The sequence below is a fragment of the Pseudomonas sp. S2_H01 genome, from assembly GCF_054668305.1.
In genome coordinates this window covers 4,881,799-4,905,882 of record NZ_CP162756.1, presented here as the reverse complement: position 1 = coordinate 4,905,882, position 24,084 = coordinate 4,881,799, and the positions used below count along the sequence as shown (strand labels likewise).

The window sequence follows — 24,084 nt, the reverse complement described above, 5'->3', positions numbered from 1 at the left end:
GTCAATGGCGACAAGCCTACCATTTGTTAGGTAGGGCTTGACAGGCCCTTTTTAAAGCTCTAGTTTTTTCCCTACCAATTGGCAGGTAGAGAAACACTTCTGTCGATTCACAGGCATCAATCCCCGTTCCCATCAGACAGGAAAAACCCACATGAGCCACGAATTGTTTTTCTCCGACGCAACCCGTTTGGCCGAGTTGATTCGCACCCGGGAGGCCTCACCGGTTGAAGTGATGCAAGCCCACCTTGATCGCATTGAAGCGGTCGATCCTCAGGTCAATGCGATCGTGACCGTGGTGGATGACGCGCTCGAGGCCGCGAAAGCCGCCGAGCGAGCGGTGTTGAAGGGCGAACCGCTGGGCGTGCTGCACGGCGTCCCGTTCACCGCCAAGGATTCCATCGACACCGCCGGCGTACTGACTCAGCGTGGTTCGCCCATTTTCAAAGGTCGCCAGCCAGACACTGACGCCACCAGCGTGGCGCGCATGAAGCAGGCCGGCGCCCTCTTGCTGGCCAAAACCAACCTTCCCGAATTCTCCTACTGGATCGAAAGCGACAACCTGCTCTCCGGTCGTTCGAACAACCCTTGGGACCTGGAACGCACACCAGGAGGTTCGAGCGGCGGTGAATCAGCGGCAATCGCCGCCGGGATGTCGCCCATCGGCCTGGGCACCGACCTTGCGATTTCCGTAAGGGGCCCGGCAGCGCAAACAGGGATCACCTCGATGAAAGCAACACACGGTCGCGTGCCCATGACCGGCATCTGGCCTCGCGTGCCACGCCGCTTCTGGCACGTCGGCCCGATGGCCCGGTCGGTTCGGGACATCGCCCTCGCCTTCTCGCAACTGGCTGGGCCGGACGGACGGGACGCCTTTGCGACCAGCACCGTCGGGTTCGACGCAGGCATCGGTCGCCAGCCTTATCGCCCGCTGCGGGTGGGCTGGATGACGGGGCCGGGATTCGGCCCGGTCGATCCCGAAGTCGTCGCCACCGTCCGGGCCGCCGCCGAGGCGTTGAAAGACATCGGCATGGAGGTCGAACACGTGGGTATCCCTGCACTGGAGCGTGACTTTGCCCTCGATGTGTTCAACAAGCTGCACGTGATGGAGATGAAATCCGCGTTCGCCGAAGCCACCGCCGGACGCAGAGAGGACGAGCTCTACACGATGGCGAAGACCATGCGCTCGTTGCCCGACACCTCGATGAAGGACTTCATCGAGGCCGAGCAAGCCGCCGAACGGCTGCGCGACGGTTACGCCGAATACTTCGCGCAATACGACGCCTTGATAACTCATGTACTGCCGATACCGGCACACCGGCATGGGGTCGAACAGTTCATCATTGACGGCCAGACCGTAGACGCCACCTACCTGCAGGGCGCGACCGTACCGCTCAACGTGACCGGGTTGCCGGGTGTGTCGATGCGGTTCGGGACGAGCAAGGAAGGACTGCCGATCAACGTGCAGATTGTGGGTGCGTGGCAGGCTGAGTCGACGATCCTGCACATCGCTTCATTGCTCGAAAGCATCAGCAAAGTGCGCACGCTCCGTCCCGCGCTGTAACACCCGCCGCAGCAGAGCATCAAGCGGCGAGCGTTGACCCGCTCGACGCCATGCTCTACGGACAATGACGAGACTGGCCGGACGCTTCACATTAGCGTCCGGCCTTTTACGCTGCCCTCAGCCGGCGTAGACCGGGTAATCCGTGAGGCCCGCTTCGGCGCCGCCGTAAAGGGTGGCGGGGTTAACAGGGTTGAGCGGCCAGCCATTGACGATGCGGGCGGGCAAGTCCGGGTTGGCAATGAACGGACGGCCGAAGGCGATCAAGTCAGCCAGACCTGCCTCGACCAGGCGTGCGCCCCGCTCCGCCGTGTAACGGCCCGCGTAAATGATCCGGCCACTGAAAGTGTTCCGCACGTCACGGCGAAAGGTTTCCGGCAGGTCGGGGGCATTGTCCCAATCGGCTTCGGCGATGGAGACGTAGGCGACACCCGCGTTTTCCAGCACCTTGACCGCTTCGATGTACGTCTGGTGCGGGTCCTTTTCCACCATGCCGATGTACACCCGATCCTGATCGGTGGTGGTGAACAAGGGGGTGAACCGCACGCCCAGACGGTCAGGACCGATGGCCTGAGAAACCGCTGCGACGATTTCACGAAGGAAGCGCAGACGGTTCTCAAGCGAGCCGCCGTATTCATCATCCCGCTGGTTGGCGTGCTCGGAGATGAACTGATTCACCAGATACCCGTTGGCCGCATGGATCTCGACACCGTCGAAGCCTGCTGCAATGGCATTGCTCGCAGCAGTGGCGTACAGGCGGACCAACTCTTTGATTTCAGCCACGGTCACTGCGCGAGGCATCGACGGCGCCACCAGTTCACCGGTTCCGGCGCCGGTTTCGATGAAGGCCTTGGAGCTGGTGGTCTGAATTGCCGACGGCGCGATGGGCGCGCTGCCATCAGGCTGCAGGGCGTGGTGGGACACCCGGCCAACGTGCCAGAGCTGCGCGAAGATCACACCGCCTTCGGCGTGCACCGCATCCGTCACTTTGCGCCAGCCGTCAATCTGTTCTGGGGTGTAGATGCCCGGCGTCCAGGCGTACCCCTGACCGCGCGGCTCGATCTGCGTGCCTTCACTGACCATGAAGCCTGCCGACGCCCGCTGGCCGTAATACGTGGCCATCAAGTCAGAGGCAACATCGCCGGGCTGCGCACTGCGCTGACGGGTCAATGGCGGGAACACAATGCGGTTCTTGAGGGTCAGGCCACCCAGTGTTACAGCAGAAAACAGTGATTCATGTTGCATAGGTTCAACTCCGGATAATCAGGGAAAAAGGCTGAGCGTGCGGCCCCTGAACCCAGGGGCCGCGCGTCACTCACTTCTTGATCAGAATGGTTTTAGGGTTGGTGAAAAGCAGCCGGCCTTCATGACCGCCTTCGGTGCCGACACCCGACTGTTTGTGCCCACCGAACGGGATGTCCACGCCTTGGGTGTGCATCTCGTTCACCCAGACCATGCCGGTCTCCAGCCGGTTGGCAACCGCCACTGCTGCCCGTGTGTCGCGCCCCCAGACCGAGCCACCCAAGCCGTAGGGGCTGTCGTTGGCGCGCTCGATGACATCGTCCACGTCGTCGTAAACGATGATGGGAACGATCGGGCCGAATTGCTCTTCCTGGACAATTTTTGAGTCTTCAGGCGGGTTATCGACCACCGTGACCGGGATGAAGTAACCCGCACGGTTTTCGTCCACTTCGCCACCCAGCACGATGCGCTGACCGTTGGCCTTGATGTCGTCCAGGAACTCGCGGACCTTGTCGAATTGCATCTTGTTCTGCACCGGGCCGACGGTGACCTCAGGATCCAGGCCATCGCCCAGCTTCTGTTGCCCGGCGTACTCCACGAAGGCCGACACAAATGCTTCGTGGTGCGAGCGATGGACGTACAGGCGTTTGATCCCCACACACCATTGCCCCGAGTTACCAATGGCGCCCCAGAACAGTTGTGGGATCACCGACTTCCAGTCGGCATCGGGCAGGACGATGGCAGCGTCGTTGCCGCCCATTTCCAGGGTCAGGCGCTTGACGGTCCCGGCTGCCGAACGGATGACGTGTTTGCCGGTTTCGGTAGAGCCGGTGAAGCTGATCTTGGCGATGTCCGGATGCGCGGTCATTTGCGGACCCAGTTCATTGCCACCCGACACCACCGACAGCACGCCAGCCGGCAGGACGGACTGTGCAATCTGACCAAAGCGCAGGGTGGTCAGCGGGGTGAACGGCGAAGGCTTGATGACCATCGTATTGCCGGTGAGCAACGCCGGTGCGACTTTCCACAGGGCCAACAGCACCGGGAAGTTCCACGGCGTGATGGCACCGACAACGCCCAGCGGTGTGTGGTGCAGTTCGACGGTATGGCTGTCGTTGTCTTCCAGAACCTCGACCGGGATGCGGCGAGCGGCGATCTGACGAATCCACGAAATCGCCTGATCGACTTCCGGCTCCGCCATCGTTTTGAGGGGCTTGCCTTGCTCAAGGGTCAAGAGCACCGCCAGCTCGTCACGATGTGCCTGAAGCGCATCGGCGTACGCCACCAGATAATGCTCACGCTCGTCATAGCTCAGCGCCGACCAGGTCTTGAAAGCAGACTTGGCCGCCGCCACCGCGTCATCCAGTTGTTGAGGCGAGCCCGACGGTGCCTTGGCAAGGACCTGGCCGGTGGCCGGGTTCATGACATCGAACGAGGCCGTGGCGTCGACCAGTTTGCCGGCGATGCTGAGGTAGTACGGCCCTTCGAACAAAGAAGTTGCTGCTTGTTTTGCGGACACAGTCGTCATGTTCTTACTCTCCAGATTCAATGTTTTGTAAACGCTCGTGACGTCGAAAAGTGCAACTAAACAGCCTGTTTTTTGGGCAACAGATCCCGTGGGATCAACTGATGCCTGATCCCGTTAACAGTCGTTAATAGCGGTTACCCGGGGTGCTTCAATACGGCGCGAGTCATGACACTGGCGTCGACGAAGGGGCTGGCGCTGCGCGTAATCTTGGCCATGACGCTGGCGCCCAGCCACAGCGAGTAGAGCCGAAATGCCGTGCGCTCTGCCCCCTCACTCAGCGTGACCGATCGCTCTTCAATACCGCGGGCTATCGACGCTGCCAGGGCAGCAATGATCCTCGACGTGCCGCGTTCCAGGGCCAGCCTCATGGGCTCTGACAGGTCGGCAACCTCGGCGCCCAGCTTCACGGCCAGGCAGTTTCCCGACTCGGTCTCGCTCGTCTGGTTGTCGATCCACTGTTGCCAGTACAGGTCCAGTTTTTGGTATTCGGATAATCCCGTTCTGTTGAAGATCCGTGTCACGTCATCCATGTAGGTTTCAAAGTAACCGTCCAGCAGGGCCACTCCGAAAACGTCCTTTGAACCAAAGTAGTTATAGAAAGAACCTTTGGGCACCTGTGCAGCCTGAAGCACTTCGTTAAGACCGACAGCGGAAAAACCTTTCCTGCCGATGATTAACTTCGCGACATCGAGAATGTGCTGTCGGGCATGCTTACGTTCAGTGACGGTCATCGTATTCGCCTCTAAGTAGACCAGTCGTCTCACCTGTTGAGGCGAATGTTAAGAGCAGGTGCTCCCCTTCACAATGTCGAATCCGCAAGGATTTCGGACATAGGCTTGTGTCCTTTTTTCGGTCATCGGCCCACTGGCCCGCCTGATTCGCAGAACACAGTTGCCAGCCACGCGGCGGGCCATGACAATCCTGCGCATGCCCCGCTCACCTGGAGATGTCTTGATGCATAGCGTTGCGCTGGTGGTTCACCCCGGCTTTCAATCCCTCAGCCTTGCGGTGGGCTCTGTATTCGAATGCGCCAACCTGTTCCAGGGCGAGCAGGCCTATGAATTTCATCTGGTGTCTGAGGCGGGAGGCGCCGTGATGTCCTCGCAGGGGTTTTCGGTCAATAGCACAGCACTCAGGCCCGAGGGCTACGACACGGTGATCGTCAGCGGTTACCTCGAACTCGACACCCCGGACAACGCCCTGATCGAATTTGTGAAGGCGGCCTCGGCCCAGTCCCGTCGCGTCGCTTCGCTGTGTGTCGGTGCCTTCTTGCTCGCCGAGGCGGGCCTGCTGACCGGCAAGCGCGCCACCACGCACTGGTTGCACGCACCGGCATTCCGGCAACGCTATCCCGAGATACAGCTGGAAGAGGATCGCCTGTTCATCGTGGACGGTCAGACCTGGACAGGCGCCGGCATGAGTGCTGGCGTCGACATGGCACTGGCGATGGTCGAGACCGATCTGGGCAGCGATCTGGCCCGCAGGATTGCCCGCAAACTGGTCATTTATCAGCGTCGGGGGAGCGAGCAATCGCAGTTTTCCGCCCTGCTGGAACTGGACCCGAAGTCCGATCGCGTCCAACTGGCGATGGCCTATGCGCGTGAAAACCTGACGGACGACTTATCAATCGACGCACTCGCTGCCGTGGCCCGCCTCAGTCCTCGGCAGTTCAGTCGGGTGTTTCGGGAGGAGACCGGGCAAACCCCGGCGAAGGCCATCGAAAGCCTGCGCCTTGAAGCCGCTCGCGTGATGATGGAGACCAGCCGCCATCCGGTGGAAGTTGTCGCCAGGGCTACCGGATTCGGTGACCGGGAACGTATGCGCCAGGCCTTTTTGCGCGCGTTCGGCAAGCCGCCACAAGCGATGCAGAAAACGTTGTTTACGGCCGCTAACGGCGCCAATGGCTGAGGACGCTCGGTCGGCCGTCAAGGCGCCGCATACGCGACCAGGTTTTCATGGCTGATGATGTCCGGCTCCGCGACATAACCGATCTGCCGGGAAAACGCCTCGACGAACTGACCCCGCAGCTTCTGGATTTCCTGGGCGCTGTAATTGACCAGCCCGCGTGCCAGTTCGACGCCGTCGGCGCCCCGGCACACCACCATGTCTCCGCGCTGAAAGACGCCCTCGACACGCAGGACCATCAACGCCGTGATCCCGCTTGAATCCGATTCACCGGGGTATGAACCGGCGATGATTTCCAGTACGCCGCGCATCGGCAACTGATTGGCGAGCCAGCGTCCCCGCGACGCCGCCGGGTGCGTGTCCGAGGTGAGCAACGTACCGACTGGCGCACCACGGGCAATGGCGTCGAGGACACCGGTCTGGCGCCCGTCGGCGATCACCGTGTGCGCACCGGAGCGCGCCGCCAGCCGCGCCGAACGCAACCAGGAACGCACGTCGAAGCCGAGGCGTTCGGTCATGTCGTGCGCGCATCGGTCCAGGGTCGCATCACCCGCTGCGGCCTGGTCGATGAAGGTGTCGACTTGTCCGGATTCAGCGGCAGGCATCAGCAGACCTTGCACCTCGGTCAGCAGTACGTACACGTCGGCTTGAACCAGGTTGACCACCAGCGCGCCCAGGCTGTCGGTGTCACCGGCACGAATCCCGTGACTGGCAATGGTGCCGTTTTCACTGACCACCGAGACCACGCCTTTGCCGAGCAACACCTGCAAGGTGCTGCGGGCGTTCAGATAATGCTTTCGATGTGACAGGTCGTCCTGGGTCAGAAGGATCTGCGCCGACTGCAGGCCATGCGCGGCCAGGCCCTGGGCCCAGGCATTGGTCAGTTTGATCTGGCCAATGGCGGCCAACGCCTGCGCTTCGTGCAGCGGCAACGGGGCGCCAATGGCGGGGCCTGCGCCTGCAGCTGTGGCACCGGCCGACACCACCACCACGTCGAGGCCGCGTTGATGCAGGGTCGCCAGTTCACCGGCCAACCGGTTGATAGCGTCCGTGTTCAGGCCATCATGCGCCGCGATCAGACGGCTCTCGATGTGGATGACCCAGCGTTGTGTGGTCGTTATCGCCTCACGCATGTGCTCACCTCGGTTCTCGTGTAAAGCCCGGTTGACGCCGGGCGCGGATCACGACGTGGGCGCAACCGTCACGCCATCGCTCATCTGTGCCAACACGCTCGCCGACTCAAGGTCTGCGCCATTGGAGCCATGAATCACGTAAAGGCACTGCCCCGGCTTCACGTGATCACCCTGCCCGACCTTGAGGTCTATACCTGCGGACTTATCCGCCGGAGCGCCTGCCCGGCGGGCGATCTCGCCGATCCGCCAGCCATCCAGTTCAATCACCCGTCCCTCAGCCGTGGCGCAGACCGAAACCGTCAATGCACTGGGCAAGACCGGTGTCTTTCTGCCCTGAGCGTCGATGATCCGCTCGAAGGCGGCATTGGCTTCGCCGCTCGCCAGCAGTTTTTCGGCCAGTTCACGGCCGGCTTCCACGCTGCCCACGGCAGGGTCCCACGCCAGAATCTGCCCCGCGAAGAACACCGCCTTGTCGCGCAGGTCCTGTGGCGCCGTTGGCTCATTGGCCAACACCGCGCGTACATCACGCACCTCCAGCGAAGGCCCGATGCCCCGGCCAATCGGTTGGCTGCCGTCGGTGGCGAAGGCGACCACGGTCAGCCCCAAACCCGCCCCGACACGCTCGAATAGGTCGCCCAGCTCCCTCGCCTGGGCCTGGGTCTTGAGCTTGGTGCGCGGGCCGTACGGCAGATCGACGACCACGTGGGTCGAACCTGCCGTGAGCTTCTTCGACAGGATCGAGGCGACCGACCAGCGATTGGAGTCCAGCCCGAGCGGCCGGGTGATTGCGTTCATGACGTCATCGACCACCGAGTGATTGAGCCGGCCGTTCCAGGCAATGCACGCCCCGGCCTCTTGCACACAGCGCTGAACATCGGCGGTGGTCAGGTCCACACGTGCCACCGACTCCATGGCATCGGCCGTGCCCGCCGCCGACGTGATCGCGCGCGATGAAGTCTTGGGCATTGCCATTCCGTGGGCGGCCACGATGGGCACCACCAGGAGTGTGATGCGGCTGCCGGGCACACCGCCCATCGAGTGCTTGTCGACCACGATGGGACGCTCCCATTGCATCGTCGGCGTGAAGCGGCTGCGCACCCTGGCGAGGGCGATGACCTCGGCATCGGACAGGCTGCGCGTGGCGCTGACCAGAAACGCACTGATTTCACCGTCCGTATAGCGCCCTTCAATGATGTCGCGCAGCAGCATTTCGTATTCCGTTTCGCCCAGCTCGTGACCCTGGACTTTTTGGATCAACGCCTGGCGGCTGGCCGGTGAAGGCGTACGGCGCAAGGCAATCTCGGTGCCCTCGGCCACGCCCCAGTGCGAGAACGCCTCCTCGCTCAAGCCGATCTCGTTCGCCGCCAGCAGTCCCGCCGCGTCCAGGCCGTGAATCTGCACGCTCAGGGACGTGCCGTCCGCCAGCAGGTCCACCTTTGATCCCCCCAGGTAATCCGCCACCGACAGAACAGCGCTTTTGACAGGCAAATAAGCCACCCGCTCAAGCCCGGTAGACAAGGGCACACGGCGCAACCGAACGCGCTGGGTGGCGTTGGCCAACGCGCGAACAAAGGCGTTGATCCCTTGCTCCAGTGCGCCGTCGTTATTGACGCGGATCGTTTCGATGTCCACCGGCAACGGCTCAACCTGACGCATGACCCGCGCCCGCGCCTCAAGCGCGGTTTCCCGCCCGCGAGCCAGAATCCGCGCTGCCAGCACGTCGGTGGACGCCGTGACCTCCACGACGATCAGCCTCGGCACCCGCCGCGCCAGCTCGCGGATCATTTTGCGCGAGCCATTGGCGATGACATTGCAGCCATCGTTCAACGCAGCGAGCAGATCGACTGGCAAACCATAGGACAGCCCGTGAGCATCCCAGGTGATGAGGAACTCCCCTGCGCTCACGGACGACCGGAATTGAGCCTCGGAGACGCCGTTGTGATCCTCGCCCGGCGCGCCCGTGGGGCGCGTGATCGTGCGGCGAGCGAACACATAACCACCGGTGCCACCGAGGTGGGCGCGGGCGCCTTCGATCAACGAATCCTTACCGGCTCCGCTGGGGCCGACAACAAAGAAGAAGATGCCCTGCGCCATGTGCCTTACTCCGCTTCGTCCAGACCGATGTCTACACAGACCGCCGCCTGGTTGAGTTTGCTGGTGGAGATGTAGTCGACACCGGTCTTGGAGATGGCGCCAATGGTGGACAGGTTGATGCCGCCTGACGCTTCCAGTTTGGTGCGTCCGTTGACCATCTTCACCGCCTCGGTCATGTCCACCACGCTCATGTTGTCGAGCATGATCACGTCGACGTTGGCTTCCAGTGCTTCGGCGACCTGGGTCAAGCTGTCGCACTCGACTTCCAGCTTGGTCAGCACCGGCAACTGACGACGTGCGCGTTGCACCGCCTGGGTGATACCGCCACACACCGCGATGTGGTTGTCCTTGATCATCACGCCGTTGTCCAGGCCAAGACGATGGTTCAGACCGCCACCGCAGGTCACGGCGTGCTTCTCCAGCATGCGCAGACCGGGTGTGGTTTTGCGGGTGTCGATCAGGCGAGCCTTGCTCCCCGCAACAGCGGCCACGTACTTGGCGGTTTCGTTGGCGATGCCGGACATGCGCTGCACGATGTTCAGCGCGGTGCGTTCCGCGGTCAGCACGCTGCGAGCGTTGCCGCGCACATCGATCATCACGGTGCCCGCTTCGATCTTCTGCCCGTCTTTGACGCGGACAATCACTTCCAGCGTCGGGTCGTAACGCTTGAAGACCCGGGCCGCAATGTCGATACCGGAAACGATCAATGTCTCGCGGGCATTCATGTAGAAAGCGCCGACTTCGTCCGCCTCGATCATGACCTGGGCGGTCAGGTCGCAATAACCGATGTCTTCGGCCAGCCAAAGATCGATGAGGCGGTCAGTCTGGAATACGTCATACATCGTGGTTACCCCTAAGTGTGGATACAGTTCGGTGAACGTCAGTTATCGGTGCTGCAGTTTCTTGTCGAGCATCAGCATCAAGCTGTTGCAGGTGACGGCAATCAGCGTGAGCAACAGCGCCACGGCCATGATCGTCGGGATGTCACCGAGGCCCATCGCATTGACGGCCATGTAGCCCAGGCCGCGCTGCGAGGCGAACATCTCGCCGATCAGCACGCCAAGCAGTGTCAGTGCGAAACCCAGTCTCACGCCGGCCACGATCTCCGGCAGAATCGCCGGCAGCAGCACATGGAACAGCGACTGGATCGGCGTCAGCCGAAGGGTACCGGCCGTGCGCAGGTACACGGGGCGCATCTGGCGGATGGCGTTCATGGTGAACAGCAGGATCGGGATCAGCCCGTGCATCACGCCGAACGCCACTTTCGAGGACAGCCCAAGCCCGAAGCACAGCAGCACCAGCGGGTACAGCGTTACTTTGGGAATGGCGTACAGGTTAAGCAGGATCGGCTCGGCGACCGCGCCCGCCAGCCGGTTCACCCCCAGCAGCACGCCAAGGACGATGCCGCCGACCAGTGCGAGGCTCATGGCGTAGGCAAACGCCTTGGCGGTTTCGCCGACGTTTACCCAAAGCTCGACCGTGCCCATCATCGACAGCAAATGCGTGAGCGTCATCCAGGGCGATGTGAGGGCTCCCGCCCCTATCGCCAGGTGCAACAGCTGCCACGCGGCGATCAGCGCGATCACCAGTAAACAGGTCGGAAAAAATCTCTGCATGGCAGTCACCGTTGACGACGCGCTTGCAAGCGACGGTCGAAGAAGTTGAGCACCGCATTGATCAACGTGACGCTGATCAACACCAGCAACATGAGGGCGTACATGTTGTCGCTTTCAAAGTTGTTGTAAGCGAAGGCAATGGCGTAACCGATGCCGGCCCCCGACAGGATGAACTCGGACGCAATCACACCGATGAACGCGTACGCCACGGCCAGCTTCACCCCGCCGAACAGGTACGGCAACGCGGCGGGCAGCTCGATGCGCCAGGCCGTCTCCAGTCGCGACATGCGCATCACCGCCGCGCTTTTACGCAATACGTGGGGAATGCGGTCCAGGCCGGTCAGCGTCGCGGTGATCATCGCCACGATGGCAAGCAACACGGCGATCGCGATGATCGAGCCATGACCGACCCCGAATACGACGATGAACACCGGATAGAAAATGAACGTCGGAACGGCGTAGTAGCTCGCCAGCAATGGCTCCAGTGCAGCGCGAAAACGCGGCATCGAATGCACCGCCAGGCCGATGAAAAATCCGCTGATGATCGCGATGAACGCCGACACCAGAATGTTGGTGAAACTGAACAGGATGTCGTTGCCGTAATGACCGGCCGACATCAGCGCCAGCAGATGGGTGAACATCTGCGAAGGCGGAATCAATACGCTTTGCGGGATGACATGAGTGCGACACAGCAACTCGATCAGCCCGATAAAACCGGCGACCAACGCGGACCGCAGCACGCTTTCGGTATTCAAATCGACGTCCTCGACAATGGCTCGGCCAGATCAGTGCTGCGTGCCCATGACCTTCATGGTTTCCACCCGCAGTTTTTCCCACAGACGCGCATTGATCTCGCCAAATCGCGGCGTTGACACCACGCGACTGTCGCGGTCGCGATCCCAGCCGGTCTCGACCATGTCGATGAACAACCCGGGCCGTGAAGACATCACCCCGACCCGGTCCGAGAGCATTGCCGCCTCGTCCAGCGCGTGGGTAATCAGCAATACCGTGGCGGAGGTTTCGCGCCACAGCCGCAGCAACTCATCGCCCATCAGCAGACGGGTCTGCTGGTCCAGGGCGCCGAAGGGTTCATCCATCAGAATCAGCCGTGGCTGCATCACCAGCGTGCGGGCGATACACACGCGCTGGCGCATGCCGCCGGACAGTTGGGCCGGGTAAGCGCCCGCGAAATCCCTCAGGCCCATGAACCCCAGCGCATAGGCAACACGGCGCTCGACTTCGGGGCCGTCGACACCGCTGCGACGAAGCCCGAAAGCGATGTTGTCGCGCACGGTCAGCCACGGAAACGAGGCGTCTTCCTGAAACACCACACCGACGCCGTCCGGCACGCTGGAAATCACTTTTCCCTCGAACATCACTTCGCCAGACGTGGGACGGGCAAGCCCGGAAAGCACGTCCATCAAGGTGGACTTTCCGCAGCCCGAAGGCCCGACAACGGAAAAGAATTCCCCTTTGTTCAGCGTCAGATCGATAGGTCCCAGCGCTGCGAACATTTCGCGGGCCCCAGCCTTTTTGAATGAGCGAGTCACTTGACTCAGGGTGACATGCGGCGTCCGGGTTTGCGCAGTGACCCGCAACGTTTCGACCGAACCACCTTTTAATGCAAACGTCATTCTTCACTCCTCCGAACCGGCTGGTGACCCTTGAGCCCGCTAAGGCTGAAAGCGTTAAAATTACAATGCATACGCTAGATATAAGAGGAGTAGCAAAATAGACGCCAGAAAGGCGACAAGGTTTTTAAAGTATAAATACAATAAAAACAGATGATTGATTTATAACGACTTAAAAATTTTTATGACGTTTAATTAATCCGAAAACGCTTAATAAGCGACGTCTTTATGCACAGGCATTCCAGAGGTCTTTTAGTGCGTATACGCTATTCGCTCCAGTGTAGTGCCCTCGCGACAGCTGCCGCACCAAAGCAGGACGCCGCGTCTGCCTGCCCCCCGGCAATCGGCCCTGACCGCTAATCGTGCACGAATCAACGTACACACTTGTTTAAGGGGCAATACCTCAAACCCGGGACAACAGGTGGCTCATTTATGAAAAGCCATTTAAATCTTTGTTATCAGACAGTTGAAAAAACGCAGACAAGCCCTGAACGTGAATTAAGGCGTTGGCCTGCATTTTGCTCCGAGATTCTTAATAGCGTACAGAAACTAAAAAAACACCGCTCAGCCCTGATTCTTGCCATGACCCAAGCACCCTGATGCTATTAGGAGTTTCAAGAATGACCGCACAGCAAGCCCTGTTCCGCTCAACCAGAAAGCTCGCCGTTGCCAGCCTCGCGACGCTGTCGCTGGTGGCCTCGATTGCACACGCCGATGAAATCTCCGTGACCCAATGGGGCACCAGTCTCTATGGCTTGCCCTACGCCGTGGCCATGGAAGACGGGTTGTTCAAAAAGGCCGGTGTCGATATTACCGGCATCCTGGGTTCGGGCGGAGGCGGAACCACGGTGCGCAACATTCTGGCAAGCGACACACCGTACGGTGAGGTGGCGGTGGCCGCTGCCTTGGCCGCTCAACGGCAAGGTCTGGACCTGGTCATCGTCAACATCGGCACCCGGTCGGTGGCCGAATCGTCGGTGGTGACCCTCAAGGGCTCTGCGCTGAAAGACATCGCCCAGCTGGACGGCAAAAAAGTCGCGATCACCTCGCCCAAAGGCGTGTCGGAAATGCTGCTGCTGATGTCGCTGAAAGCCAAGGGCATCGACGCAGACAAGGTCACCCGGGTCGCCTCCGGCGGTTATGTGAACGGGCTGACCCTGCTGGATCAAAAAGCCGTCGATGCCGCGGTGCTGATCGAACCGTTGTCGATTCTGCGGAAGGACCAATACGCCACACTCTATAAATCCAGCGACCTGCTGCCCCCCATGACCACCTCGGTCGGCATCACCACCCGCGAATTCGCCAAGGCGCACCCGGACAAATTGAAGGCGATCATCGAAGGCCGCCGAATGGGCGTCAACGCCATTTACGACAATCCGCAACACGCCGCCGACATCCTCGCCAAGGGCTTCAAGCTTGATCCGGCAGTCGCCAAAGAAGCCGTGGACAACATGATTGCGCCACACATGTGGAGTGAAGGTGATTTCAACCTGGTGGAAATGGAGCGCATGGCCGACGGCCTGCGGCTTAACGGCGAGTTGAAGGGTGACGTGGATTGGGCAGCGATCATGGACAAGTCTTATTTGCCGAGTGACCTGCAGCATTGATCAAAGACGGTCCACGGACGCATGGCTGAACGAAGTCAGAAAACGAGCGGGCATTAAACAGCCCGCATGGACGGTAAACACCGGCAGACAATGGATGGCTCGCTCCAGGCCGTCATCCATTGCCGAGCCGATTACTGCAGCACGAATTCGTGAAAGATTTTCGAACCGTGCTCATCGTTATTTCGGCAGGTAAACCCGAGGCTTTTCGCCAACAGATCCATGTGCTGATTGTTGGACGCATCCATCGAGGAGATTTTTTTAAAACCCTGCCGTTTGGCCGTGTCCATCAGATGTTGCATGAGCGCGGAAGCAACCCCTTTGCGCTGCCATTGTTCGGACACCGCCACGGCAAACTCACAATGAGCGTCTCCTTCGAACGCCCCGTAACGCGCTTTGCCGATTTCTTTCAACTCCTTGCCTTCGTAAGCAAGCGCGATGTAGGCCATGCGGTTGGGCAAGCTCACATCCATCAATTGGTCATGGGTGTCTTCACGCTCGCTGAAAGAGGCCAGAAACCGAAAATGCGGCGTGTCCGCCCCTAACCCTTCAAAGAAAACAAGGTCACGTTCACGGTCCCGCGCCGCCAGCTCACGGATCAACATCGGCGTTCCATCCCGCATGGGCTCAAGCCAGTAATCCCCGCTGAGTGCTTTGGTCTCGTCATCGAACCTTGTCACAATGCTCGCATCGTAAGCCATGTCTAACACTCCCAGTTCACCCAGTGGCCTCTTTGCTGACCTTAGGCTTATAACGATCAGTGCAGGGAGAATTTCAGCGATGTCGCATACGTTCCGGATGGTCGGTCACTCATAAGGCGTCGTGGTAAAGGGCGCGCCGGTAACCCTCACTCCGTTAGCCTGACAACGCTATGTGGGCCAGCGCACAGACGCAGAATGCTTGAGAACATCACACTCGTCGCTGCAAAGCTTCGTCCTATAAGGCGCTGCTCGCGCTGGCGCATGACGTCGGTGCACCTTTCAAAATGCACGCATTCACCTCCGTGCGTTTCAGGCTCAGGACCTTATGAACAGCATATGGACACGCATACGGAGAGTGGCTGCTCGCTCGTCCGGGTTTTACCGGACCGGTTCATTTGCCCTTCCCCGCTTCGAATACGAGCCGATTCTGCGCTCCGAGCTGTTCAGTGCCGATCAGATGGCAGAGCACGGGATTGCACTGGCCAGGCAGCATCGGCTCACGGCGTTGTCTGCGCGGGACGCGATGCTCGGCAGGCTGGACGATAACGAGGCGCTGCTAAAGCGCAGCTTTGCGGCGCTGGCCGAGGCACAACTGTCCAGTCGGCGGGTCACGCCGGCAGCGGAATGGCTGCTGGACAACTTTTTTCTGATCGAAGACCACATACGCACCGCAAAGACCCACTTGCCCAAAGGCTATAGCCGAGAGCTGCCACGGCTGATGAACGGCGCCTCCGCCGGCCTGCCAAGGGTTTACGACATTGCCCTGGAAACCATTTCCCATGGCGACGGACGGGTCGACGAACAAAGCCTCAGCCGCTTCATCTTTTCCTATCAGACGGTCATGCCGCTGGCGCTAGGTGAGCTCTGGGCGATCCCCATCATGTTGCGACTGGCGCTGATCGAAAACTTGCGCAGGGTCGCTTCTCGGGTCATGGCCAATGCTGACGACCGAAACCTGGCCGATGACTGGGCCGAGCGGTTGATCGAGACCTCCGAGCGCGACGTGAAGAGCCTGGTGCTGACCGTCGCCGACATGGCGAGGTCCGCACCGCCCATGTCGCCAGCCTTTGTCGCCGAGTTCACCCGACGCTTGCAGGGGCAGAGCGCGTCCCTCGCCCTGCCGCTGAACTGGATCGAACAGATGCTCGGCGAGACAGGCTCGAGCATCGAGCGCCAGGTCCAGATCGATGCTCAGCAGCAGGCCGCCGACCAGGTTTCCATCAGCAACAGCATCGGCAGCCTGCGCCTGTTGTCAGCGACGGACTGGCGAGAGTTCGTCGAGTCGATGAGCCACGTGGAGCAAATCCTGAGCGAAGACCCTGCCGCCGTTTACCGGGCAATGGATTTCGGCACCCGGGACAGCTATCGGCATGTCATCGAGCGACTGGCACGCCGCAGTCCGCAGCACTCGGAAATCCAGGTGGCGCGCGTGGTGGTCAATCTCGCCACCGCCGAAGCCGCCTCGGTGTCTTGCAAAGTGCTGGCGCGTCATATCGGCTATTACCTGGTCAGCGCGGGGCTGCCGCTGCTGGAGCGCAGGCTGAATGCCCGCGTGCCGATTCATGAGCGCTGGAAACGGTTGTTACAGCGCTCGCCGCTGCTGTTTTACCTGGCGCCGGTGTCGCTGCTGACGATGATCTTCGCCGCGCCCTTACTCGCCTCCGCACACCGGGACCGCATGCCGGACATCGCCCTGCTGGTGTTGGCCGTGCCCTGCCTGATCATGACCAGCCGCCTGGCGATCAGCCTGATCAACTGGCTGGTGACCTTCAGTCTGTCGCCCTCCGTGCTGCCCAAAATGGATTACGAGCGCGGGATTCCCGCCGACGCGCGCACGCTGGTGGTCATCCCCACCCTGATCGCAAACCTGGCCGATGTGGACGAGTTGGTCGAAGGCCTCGAAGTGCGGTTTCTCGCCAACCGCGATGCGCATCTGCGCTTCGCCTTGCTCAGCGATTTTCTCGACGCCGCCGAGCAGACCTTGCCGCAGGACGCCGGACTGCTCGCCCACGCCTGTCAGGCAATCGCTCGGCTCAACCTAAAATACGCTGAAGGCGGTGAAGGCGGTGAAGGCGGTGAAGGCCCCGAGGATCGTTTCTTCCTCCTGCATCGACCACGTGCCTGGAATCCCAGTGAGCGGGTGTGGATGGGGTATGAGCGCAAGCGCGGCAAACTGATCGAACTCAACGCGCTGTTACGCGGCAGCGGGCGCGCGTCTTTCAACGCCATCGTCGGAGACGTCGATCAGTTGCTGGGCGTTCGCTACGTGATCACCCTGGACACCGACACGTTATTGCCGCGGGACGCCGCGCGCCACTGCGTGGCAGCAATGATGCACCCGCTGAACCGGCCGGTGTTCGATGCCATGGGGGCGCACATTGTCGCCGGTCACGCCATTTTGCAACCGCGCGTGGGCATCAGCCTGACCAGCGTTACCCGCTCGGCCTATGCACAATTGTTTGGCAGCGATGCCGGTGTGGATCCCTATACCCGTGCGGTGTCGGACGTCTACCAGGACCTGTTCCAGCAAGGCTCGTTCATCGGCAAAGGCATCTACGACGTGGACGCGTTCACCTGCGCGCTGGAGGGTTGCCTGCCGGACAACCAGATCCTCAGCCACGACTTGATCGAAGGGTGCTATGCGCGCTCCGGCCTGCTGAGCGATGTGCAAGTGTACGAGCAATACCCCGCGCGCTATGGCGCTGATGTCAAACGTCGGCATCGCTGGATTCGGGGCGACTGGCAGCTGCTGCCGTGGCTATCGCCCTGGGCGCGCGATGCCAGCGGCGGGTGGGCGCGCAACCGGCTCGGCGTCATGGCTCGATGGAAAATCCTCGACAACCTGCGCCGCAGTCTCGAACCCCTGGCCACGATGCTGATGCTGGGTTGGGCCTGGCTGTTCAGCAACGCTCCGTTGGGCTGGACGCTGACCGTCGTCGGATTGCTGGTGATTCAGCCGCTGCTTCGCGCACTCACCGAACTGATGCAGCCACCGGCGTCCGCCGTACCCTATCGGCAACACGTCCAGGCAATGGCGGGCGATCTGGGGCAAGATCTCGCCCGCGCCTGCCTGACGCTGGCCTGGATGCCATTCGAGATGTTCTACAGCACCGACGCGATTCTCAGGTCGCTGTGGCGGCTGGGTTTCAGCCGACGCCTGCTGTTGCAATGGCAGCCCTCCCGAGAGGTGGAGCGCGATGCCGCCAGTCGGCTGGGCGGGTTCTACCGGCTGATGTGGGTCGCGCCAACGACAGTGGCGATCGCCGTCGCCGTGCTGTGCAACAATCCGCTGACCCTGGGGATTGCCGCCCCGCTGCTGCTGGCGTGGTTGCTCGGGCCGTGGGTCGCCTGGCGCCTCAGCTCGCCTCCCCGTCAATCGGTGTTCACACCGTCAACCGAGGCGCTGCGGTTCCTGCGCATCCTCGCACGCAAGACCTGGGCCTTCTTCGACCAGTACGTCGGGCCCGACGACCATTGGCTGCCGCCCGACAACATCCAGGAAGCCCCTAAACCCGCCATCGCCCATCGCACCTCGCCGACCAACATGGGCATGTCGTTGCTCGCGCACCTGGCGGCCCACGACTTCGGTTACCTGAGCACGGAGCGTCTGCTGACCCGGCTCGCCGCGTCGCTCGACAGCATGGACGGGCTGGAACGGCATCAGCGGCATTTCTACAACTGGTACGACACCCGGACGCGCGAACCCCTGCGGCCGCAGTATGTGTCTACCGTCGACAGCGGCAACCTGGCGGGGCTGTTGCTGACCCTGCAAGCCGGCCTTGCGCAATTGCCGGATGCGCCGATGTTCGGCGTGACGGTGCTCAATGGTCTACGCGATACGCTGGACACGCTGATCGAAGTACAACGTGCCAGCGGCGGTGACGAAGACCCGCTGGATCAGTTGAGGAAGGGAATTGACCGGGCCGCGCTGACGCCGGACGCCGACACGTTGAGCGACCTGCTGCACACCGCGCGCGCCATGGTTTCACGCGCTGATGCTGGCGGCGATGAAGACAGCTCGTACTGGCTTGGAGCCTTCAGGCGCCAATGCATCGACTGGACCGAAGAACTGCAACGCTTTCGGCTGCCGGCCCCTCGGGTCGGCGTGCGGCCGATGACGTCTACCTTGCGCCAGTTGGCGTGCCTGAACATCGACGACTGGGAAGCCGTCCACCATGACGACGTCACGCGCGTTCTCCGGGCCGCCGATGAGCGCCTTAAGACGCTGGAACGGCTGAGTCAGCTCGCGGCATCGATGGCGCTGATGGATTTCTCGCTGCTTTACGACCGTCAACGAGACCTGTTTTTCATCGGCTACAACGTCGACGAAAGGCGGCTCGACACCGGTTATTACGATCTGCTGGCGTCCGAAGTGCGCCTGGCCAACTTCGTGGTCATCGCCCAGGGACAGATTCCGCAGCGGGCCTGGTTCACGCTGGGCAGGTTACTCGGCGAAAACGCCGGGACGCCGACCTTACTCTCCTGGTCCGGCTCGATGTTCGAGTACCTGATGCCCATGCTGGTGATGCCCAACTACGACGGCAGCTTGCTGGATCAGACGTGCCGCGCCGCCGTAGCGGTGCAAATCGAACATGGCAATGCGCTGGGTATTCCGTGGGGCGTTTCGGAATCGGGGTATTACACCCTTGATGCCCATTTCAATTATCAATACCGCGCGTTCGGGGTTCAGGGTCTGGGGCTCAAGCGCGGGCTGAGCGACGATGTGGTGATTGCGCCCTACGCCAGTGCACTGGCGTTGATGATTGATCCGGACGCGGCCTGCAAGAACCTGCAACGCCTTGCCCAGCAAGGTTCGTCCGGCCGTTTCGGCCTGTACGAAGCGGTGGATTACACCGAGGCGCGGCTACCGCGCGGTCAGCGGTTTGCGGTTGTTCAGTCATTCATGGCGCATCACCAGGGCATGAGCCTGCTGGCCCTGACCAGCGTGTTGCTCAACCAACCCATGCAGCGACGCTTCGAAGCCGATCCCTCGCTGCAGTCGGCGTTGCTGTTGCTGCAGGAGCGAGTTCCCAAGGCGGCGGCACCGTACCTGCAAACCGCGCAGTCACCGATACCCGGCGACAACCCTCAAGACCCCGGGCTTCGGGTCTTCGCGGACCCGGGCCGCAAACGCCCGGCCGTGCAACTGCTGTCCAACGGTCGCTACCACGTAATGCTGACCAGCGGTGGCGGCGGCTACAGTCGGCGCAACGATATGGCGGTGACGCGTTGGCAAGAGGACACCACCCAGGACAACTGGGGCATGTTCTGTTATCTGCGCGATGTCGAAACCTCGACCGTCTGGTCGGCGACGCACCAACCCACGTTGCAACAGCCTGAAAGCCACGAAGCCATCTTCAGCGACTCCCGCGCCGAGTTCCGGGCCCGTCATCTGGATTTCGATACGCACCTGGAAATCGTTGTCTCGCCCGAGGAGGACATCGAACTGCGGCGTCTGCACCTCACCAACCGGGCGTCGTCGCCAAAGACCATCGAGATCACCACCTACGCCGAAGTCGTGCTCACTGCCTCAAGCAGCGACGCCATGCACCCGGCCTTCAGCAAGCTGTTCGTGCAGACCGAACTGCTGCGCTCGCTTCAGGCCATCGTGTGCAGCCGCAGACCGCGAGCCAGCGATGAGCCAACGCCCTGGATGTGCCATTTCCTGGCCGTGCATGGGGTCGACATCGATGCGATTTCCTACGAGACCGACCGCATGCGATTTATCGGGCGAGGACGCAACCTGGTCGCGCCCCAGGCACTGGATGCCGACTGCGAGGCGCTGTCGGACACGGCCGGGCCGGTGCTCGATCCCGTGGTCGCAATCCGCTGCCGAATCACGCTGCAGCCCGGCCAGCAGGCCACTATCGATCTGGTCACGGGCGTGGCCGACAGCCGAGATGAGTGCCTGTCGTTGATCAACAAGTACCGCGACCGCCACCTGGCCGACCGCGTGTTCGACCTGTCCTGGACCCACAGCCAGGTGCTGCTGCGCCAACTCAATGCGTCACTGTCCGACGCCCGTTTGTTCGAGCAGATGGCGTCCTCGTTGCTGTATGCCAACACCTCGATGCGCGCCGACAGCGCCGTACTGATCGCCAATCGACGCAACCAGTCCGGTCTGTGGGGGCAGGCGATTTCCGGGGACCTGCCGATCGTGCTGTTGCAGATCTCCAGCCTGGACAACATCGAACTGGTGCAACAACTGGTTCAGGCCCATGCCTACTGGCGGCAGAAAGGGTTGATGGTCGATTTGCTGATCTGGAATGAGGATCAGGCCGGCTATCGTCAGCAGTTACAAGACGCGATCATGGGGCTGATCACCTCGGGCAGCGAAGCCACGTTGCTGGATCGTCCGGGCGGCATTTTCGTTCGGCCGGCCCAGCAGATATCCGCCGACGATCGCGTGCTGGTTCTGTCGGTCGCCCGGCTGGTGTTGAGCGAAGGGTATGGCACGCTGGCCGAGCAGGTTCATCGGCGCAGGGTATCGCCCGTGCACGCCCCGTTCGTTGCGACCCGGCAGCACCCGTCTGCGCCGTCTGCGGCGCAACCGGACCCGCCTGATCTGCTGCTGGGCAATGCCTATGGCGGGTTCAACGCCGACGGCAGTGAGTACATCATCGCGGGCCTCGCCACTCATTCAACGCCCGCGCCGTGGGTCAACGTATTGGCCAACGCGCATCTCGGCACCGTGGTTTCCGAAGCGGGCAGCGCCTACACCTGGGCCGAAAACGCCCATGAGTTTCGCCTGACGCCCTGGCACAACGACCCGGTCACCGACCGCAGCGGCGAAGCGCTTTACCTGCGTGATGAAGAGACCGGTCACTTCTGGTCGCCCACACCGCAGCCCCGCCCGGGCGAAGGGCCTTACCGCACCCGACACGGGTTCGGCTACAGCGTCTTTGAACACGAAGAAGATGGCATTCACAGTGAGCTGTGGGTCTATGTGGCACTGGATGCGCCGATCAAGTTCTCGCGACTGGTGTTGACCAACCGCTCCGGGCGCGCCCGGTCCCTGTCGGTCACCGGTTACGCGGAATGGGTGCTGGGCGATCTGCGCAGCAAGTCAGCGATGCACGTGGTGACCCAGTCCGACCCCGTGAGTGGTGCCCTGTTTGCGCGCAACGCGTATTCAGTGGAGTTCTCCGACCGGGTGGCGTTTTTCGACACCGACACGATCGACCACGGCATCAGCGGGGATCGCACGGAATTCCTCGGGCGCAGCGGGACACTGGCCTCGCCGGCCGCCATGCGCCACGCCGGCCTGTCCGGGCGTGTAGGCGGCGGTCTGGACCCCTGCGCGGCACTGCAAGTACAGGTCAGCATGGCGGACGGTCAGAGCAAGGAAGTCATTCTGCGTCTGGGCGCGGAAACGTCGACAGAGGCCGCCACCCAGCTGGTGCAACGGTTCCGCGGCAGCCAGGCGGCCGCGACCGAACTGCAGAAAGTCCGGGAGCACTGGCGCTCGGTACTGGGCGTCATCCGGATCGAATCCCCTGCCCCTGCGGTGGATGTCATGGTCAACGGCTGGTTGATGTACCAGGTCATTGCCTGTCGCTTCCTGGCCCGCAGTGGCTACTACCAATCGGGCGGCGCCATTGGCTTTCGTGATCAATTGCAGGACAGCATGGCAATGATTCACGCCGATCCGACGGCGGTGCGAACCCATCTGTTGCTGTGCGCCGGCCATCAATACGCCGAAGGGGACGTTCAGCACTGGTGGCACCCACCGATGAACCGGGGCGTGCGCACCGCGTGCTCCGACGATTTCCTGTGGCTCGTCGCCGCCACCAGTCGCTACGTCGAAATGACAGGCGACCTCGGGGTTCTGGATCAGTCCGCCGGCTATCTGGAAGGACGGCCACTGGTGGCGGGCGAAGAGTCCTATTACGACCAACCCGGGACCTCTCCCCTGCAAGAGTCGCTGTACCGGCATTGCGTGCGTGCCATCGAACACAGCTTGAGCCGTGGCCGGCACGGCTTGCCCCTGATGGGTTGCGGTGACTGGAACGACGGGATGAACCGCGTCGGTCATCTGGGCAAGGGTGAAAGTGTCTGGTTGGGTTTCTTTGGCTATCAGGTGCTGGAGCAGTTCGCCGAAACGGCACGCCTGCACGGTGATCTCGCTTTCTCCCGTCGCTGCAGCGACAACGCGGAGCTGTTGCGTCGCGCGCTGGATCAGAACGCCTGGGATGGCGCCTGGTATCGGCGCGCCTGGTTCGATGACGGCCAGCCGCTTGGCTCGGCCACCAATCAGGAATGCCGTATCGACTCGATTGCCCAAAGCTGGTCGGTGTTGTCCGGAGCCGGTTCGCCCGCCCGCCAGCGTCAGGCCATGCAGTCACTGGACGAACACCTGATCAAACGCGACATTCGCGCGGTGCTGCTGCTCGACCCACCGTTTGACACTAGCAGCCTGGATCCGGGCTATATCAAAGGCTATGTGCCCGGCGTGCGCGAGAACGGCGGTCAATACACCCATGCGGCCGTCTGGGCGGGCATGGCCTTCGCGCGACTGGGAGAGGTCACTCAGGCGTGGGAACTGCTGGGGCTGATCAACCCTGCCGACCCTGCGAACCTGACGCGAATCGACACTTACAAGGTCGAACCTTACGTCATGGCGGCGGATGTCTACGGCACACCGCCCCATGCAGGACGCGGTGGCTGGACCTGGTACACCGGCTCCGCTGGCTGGATGTACCGTTTGATCGTCGAATCCTTGCTCGGGGTGCAACGCATCGGCAAGACCCTGACGATTGAACCGCTGATGCACCCTGAATGGTCAGGCTTCACGCTGCACTACCGTTTCGGCAACACCCTGTACCACTTTGACATCCGCCAGGGCAGTTCGGCGATAACGTCCATGACGCTGAACGGCGAGCCCGTCACCAACAGTGCGCTGACCCTCAACGATGACGGTGGCGAGTACCGGGTCAGGGTCGACTGCCGGGCGCGCTCACCCCGGCCTGAAGAGCGGGCCCACGCGCCCGTCGTCGCTGACTGACGAACTATCCCCTGTGAGGGCGTGCAGGGGAGTACCCTGACCCGGCACGCCCCCCCTTCCCCTTCGGT

At 61.8% G+C, this 24,084-nt stretch carries 14 protein-coding genes; 4 read left to right on the top strand and 10 right to left on the bottom strand.

Annotated elements, in window-relative coordinates:
• The first annotated feature begins 151 nt into the window (after window positions 1-151).
• Complete coding sequence (locus AB4N84_RS21855) at window positions 152-1,561, top strand: amidase (protein ID WP_460043136.1); 1,410 nt, start codon at window positions 152-154, stop codon at window positions 1,559-1,561.
• 117 nt (window positions 1,562-1,678) lie between these two features.
• On the opposite strand, the gene AB4N84_RS21850 is transcribed toward AB4N84_RS21855, so the two are convergent.
• The 3 genes from AB4N84_RS21850 to AB4N84_RS21840 form a co-directional block, all read right to left on the bottom strand.
• Window positions 1,679-2,803: an alkene reductase gene (locus AB4N84_RS21850; protein WP_460043134.1), complete on the bottom strand. Its 1,125-nt coding sequence runs from the start codon at window positions 2,801-2,803 to the stop codon at window positions 1,679-1,681.
• A 70-nt stretch (window positions 2,804-2,873) separates the two neighbouring features.
• Window positions 2,874-4,328 (bottom strand): aldehyde dehydrogenase family protein, encoded by a 1,455-nt coding sequence (locus AB4N84_RS21845; RefSeq protein WP_074749599.1) that lies wholly within the window; start codon window positions 4,326-4,328, stop codon window positions 2,874-2,876.
• Between the two features lie 134 nt (window positions 4,329-4,462).
• Window positions 4,463-5,059 (bottom strand): TetR/AcrR family transcriptional regulator, encoded by a 597-nt coding sequence (locus tag AB4N84_RS21840; RefSeq protein WP_460043133.1) that lies wholly within the window; start codon window positions 5,057-5,059, stop codon window positions 4,463-4,465.
• 223 nt (window positions 5,060-5,282) lie between these two features.
• On the opposite strand from AB4N84_RS21840, the gene AB4N84_RS21835 reads away from it, so the two are divergent.
• On the top strand, window positions 5,283-6,236 hold the full coding sequence (locus AB4N84_RS21835; protein WP_460043131.1) for a GlxA family transcriptional regulator: 954 nt from the start codon (window positions 5,283-5,285) through the stop codon (window positions 6,234-6,236).
• A 17-nt stretch (window positions 6,237-6,253) separates the two neighbouring features.
• Here the strand turns inward: AB4N84_RS21835 and proB are convergent, their stop codons facing one another.
• From proB to AB4N84_RS21805, 6 genes are read right to left on the bottom strand one after another with little or no spacing between them, the layout of a single operon-like run.
• Window positions 6,254-7,366, bottom strand: a complete 1,113-nt coding sequence (proB, locus tag AB4N84_RS21830) for a glutamate 5-kinase (RefSeq protein ID WP_460043129.1) — start codon at window positions 7,364-7,366, stop codon at window positions 6,254-6,256.
• Between the two features lie 48 nt (window positions 7,367-7,414).
• Window positions 7,415-9,460 (bottom strand): phosphonate metabolism protein/1,5-bisphosphokinase (PRPP-forming) PhnN, encoded by a 2,046-nt coding sequence (gene phnN, locus AB4N84_RS21825; protein ID WP_460043128.1) that lies wholly within the window; start codon window positions 9,458-9,460, stop codon window positions 7,415-7,417.
• A gap of 5 nt (window positions 9,461-9,465) precedes the next feature.
• Window positions 9,466-10,302 carry a carboxylating nicotinate-nucleotide diphosphorylase gene (gene nadC / locus AB4N84_RS21820; protein ID WP_346831460.1) on the bottom strand — a complete coding sequence of 279 codons (837 nt, stop codon included), beginning with the start codon at window positions 10,300-10,302 and terminating at the stop codon, window positions 9,466-9,468.
• 42 nt (window positions 10,303-10,344) lie between these two features.
• The gene (locus AB4N84_RS21815; RefSeq protein ID WP_460043127.1) at window positions 10,345-11,076 is read right to left on the bottom strand and encodes an ABC transporter permease; all 732 of its coding nucleotides are present in this window, start codon (window positions 11,074-11,076) and stop codon (window positions 10,345-10,347) included.
• A 5-nt stretch (window positions 11,077-11,081) separates the two neighbouring features.
• Window positions 11,082-11,831 carry an ABC transporter permease gene (locus AB4N84_RS21810; protein WP_460043126.1) on the bottom strand — a complete coding sequence of 250 codons (750 nt, stop codon included), beginning with the start codon at window positions 11,829-11,831 and terminating at the stop codon, window positions 11,082-11,084.
• Window positions 11,832-11,861: 30 nt separating this feature from the next.
• Entirely contained in the window at window positions 11,862-12,710 is an 849-nt protein-coding gene (locus AB4N84_RS21805) for an ABC transporter ATP-binding protein (RefSeq protein WP_074749591.1), read from the bottom strand.
• 617 nt (window positions 12,711-13,327) lie between these two features.
• Between AB4N84_RS21805 and AB4N84_RS21800 the strand changes: the two genes are divergently transcribed.
• Window positions 13,328-14,314, top strand: a complete 987-nt coding sequence (locus AB4N84_RS21800) for an ABC transporter substrate-binding protein (protein ID WP_460043125.1) — start codon at window positions 13,328-13,330, stop codon at window positions 14,312-14,314.
• Window positions 14,315-14,445: 131 nt separating this feature from the next.
• On the opposite strand, the gene AB4N84_RS21795 is transcribed toward AB4N84_RS21800, so the two are convergent.
• Window positions 14,446-15,012 carry an N-acetyltransferase family protein gene (locus AB4N84_RS21795; protein WP_460043124.1) on the bottom strand — a complete coding sequence of 189 codons (567 nt, stop codon included), beginning with the start codon at window positions 15,010-15,012 and terminating at the stop codon, window positions 14,446-14,448.
• Window positions 15,013-15,337: 325 nt separating this feature from the next.
• Between AB4N84_RS21795 and AB4N84_RS21790 the strand changes: the two genes are divergently transcribed.
• Entirely contained in the window at window positions 15,338-24,016 is an 8,679-nt protein-coding gene (locus tag AB4N84_RS21790; protein ID WP_460043123.1) for a GH36-type glycosyl hydrolase domain-containing protein, read from the top strand.
• Window positions 24,017-24,084 lie beyond the last annotated feature (68 nt).

Coding starts and splice junctions, on each gene's coding strand:
- AB4N84_RS21795 (WP_460043124.1), bottom strand. CDS start 15,012: ATGGCTTACGATGCGAGCATTGTGACAAGGTTCGATGACGAGACCAAA.
- AB4N84_RS21805 (WP_074749591.1), bottom strand. CDS start 12,710: ATGACGTTTGCATTAAAAGGTGGTTCGGTCGAAACGTTGCGGGTCACT.
- proB (WP_460043129.1), bottom strand. CDS start 7,366: ATGCGTGAGGCGATAACGACCACACAACGCTGGGTCATCCACATCGAG.
- AB4N84_RS21840 (WP_460043133.1), bottom strand. CDS start 5,059: ATGACCGTCACTGAACGTAAGCATGCCCGACAGCACATTCTCGATGTC.
- AB4N84_RS21835 (WP_460043131.1), top strand. CDS start 5,283: ATGCATAGCGTTGCGCTGGTGGTTCACCCCGGCTTTCAATCCCTCAGC.
- AB4N84_RS21850 (WP_460043134.1), bottom strand. CDS start 2,803: ATGCAACATGAATCACTGTTTTCTGCTGTAACACTGGGTGGCCTGACC.
- phnN (WP_460043128.1), bottom strand. CDS start 9,460: ATGGCGCAGGGCATCTTCTTCTTTGTTGTCGGCCCCAGCGGAGCCGGT.
- nadC (WP_346831460.1), bottom strand. CDS start 10,302: ATGTATGACGTATTCCAGACTGACCGCCTCATCGATCTTTGGCTGGCC.
- AB4N84_RS21855 (WP_460043136.1), top strand. CDS start 152: ATGAGCCACGAATTGTTTTTCTCCGACGCAACCCGTTTGGCCGAGTTG.
- AB4N84_RS21790 (WP_460043123.1), top strand. CDS start 15,338: ATGAACAGCATATGGACACGCATACGGAGAGTGGCTGCTCGCTCGTCC.
- AB4N84_RS21800 (WP_460043125.1), top strand. CDS start 13,328: ATGACCGCACAGCAAGCCCTGTTCCGCTCAACCAGAAAGCTCGCCGTT.
- AB4N84_RS21815 (WP_460043127.1), bottom strand. CDS start 11,076: ATGCAGAGATTTTTTCCGACCTGTTTACTGGTGATCGCGCTGATCGCC.
- AB4N84_RS21845 (WP_074749599.1), bottom strand. CDS start 4,328: ATGACGACTGTGTCCGCAAAACAAGCAGCAACTTCTTTGTTCGAAGGG.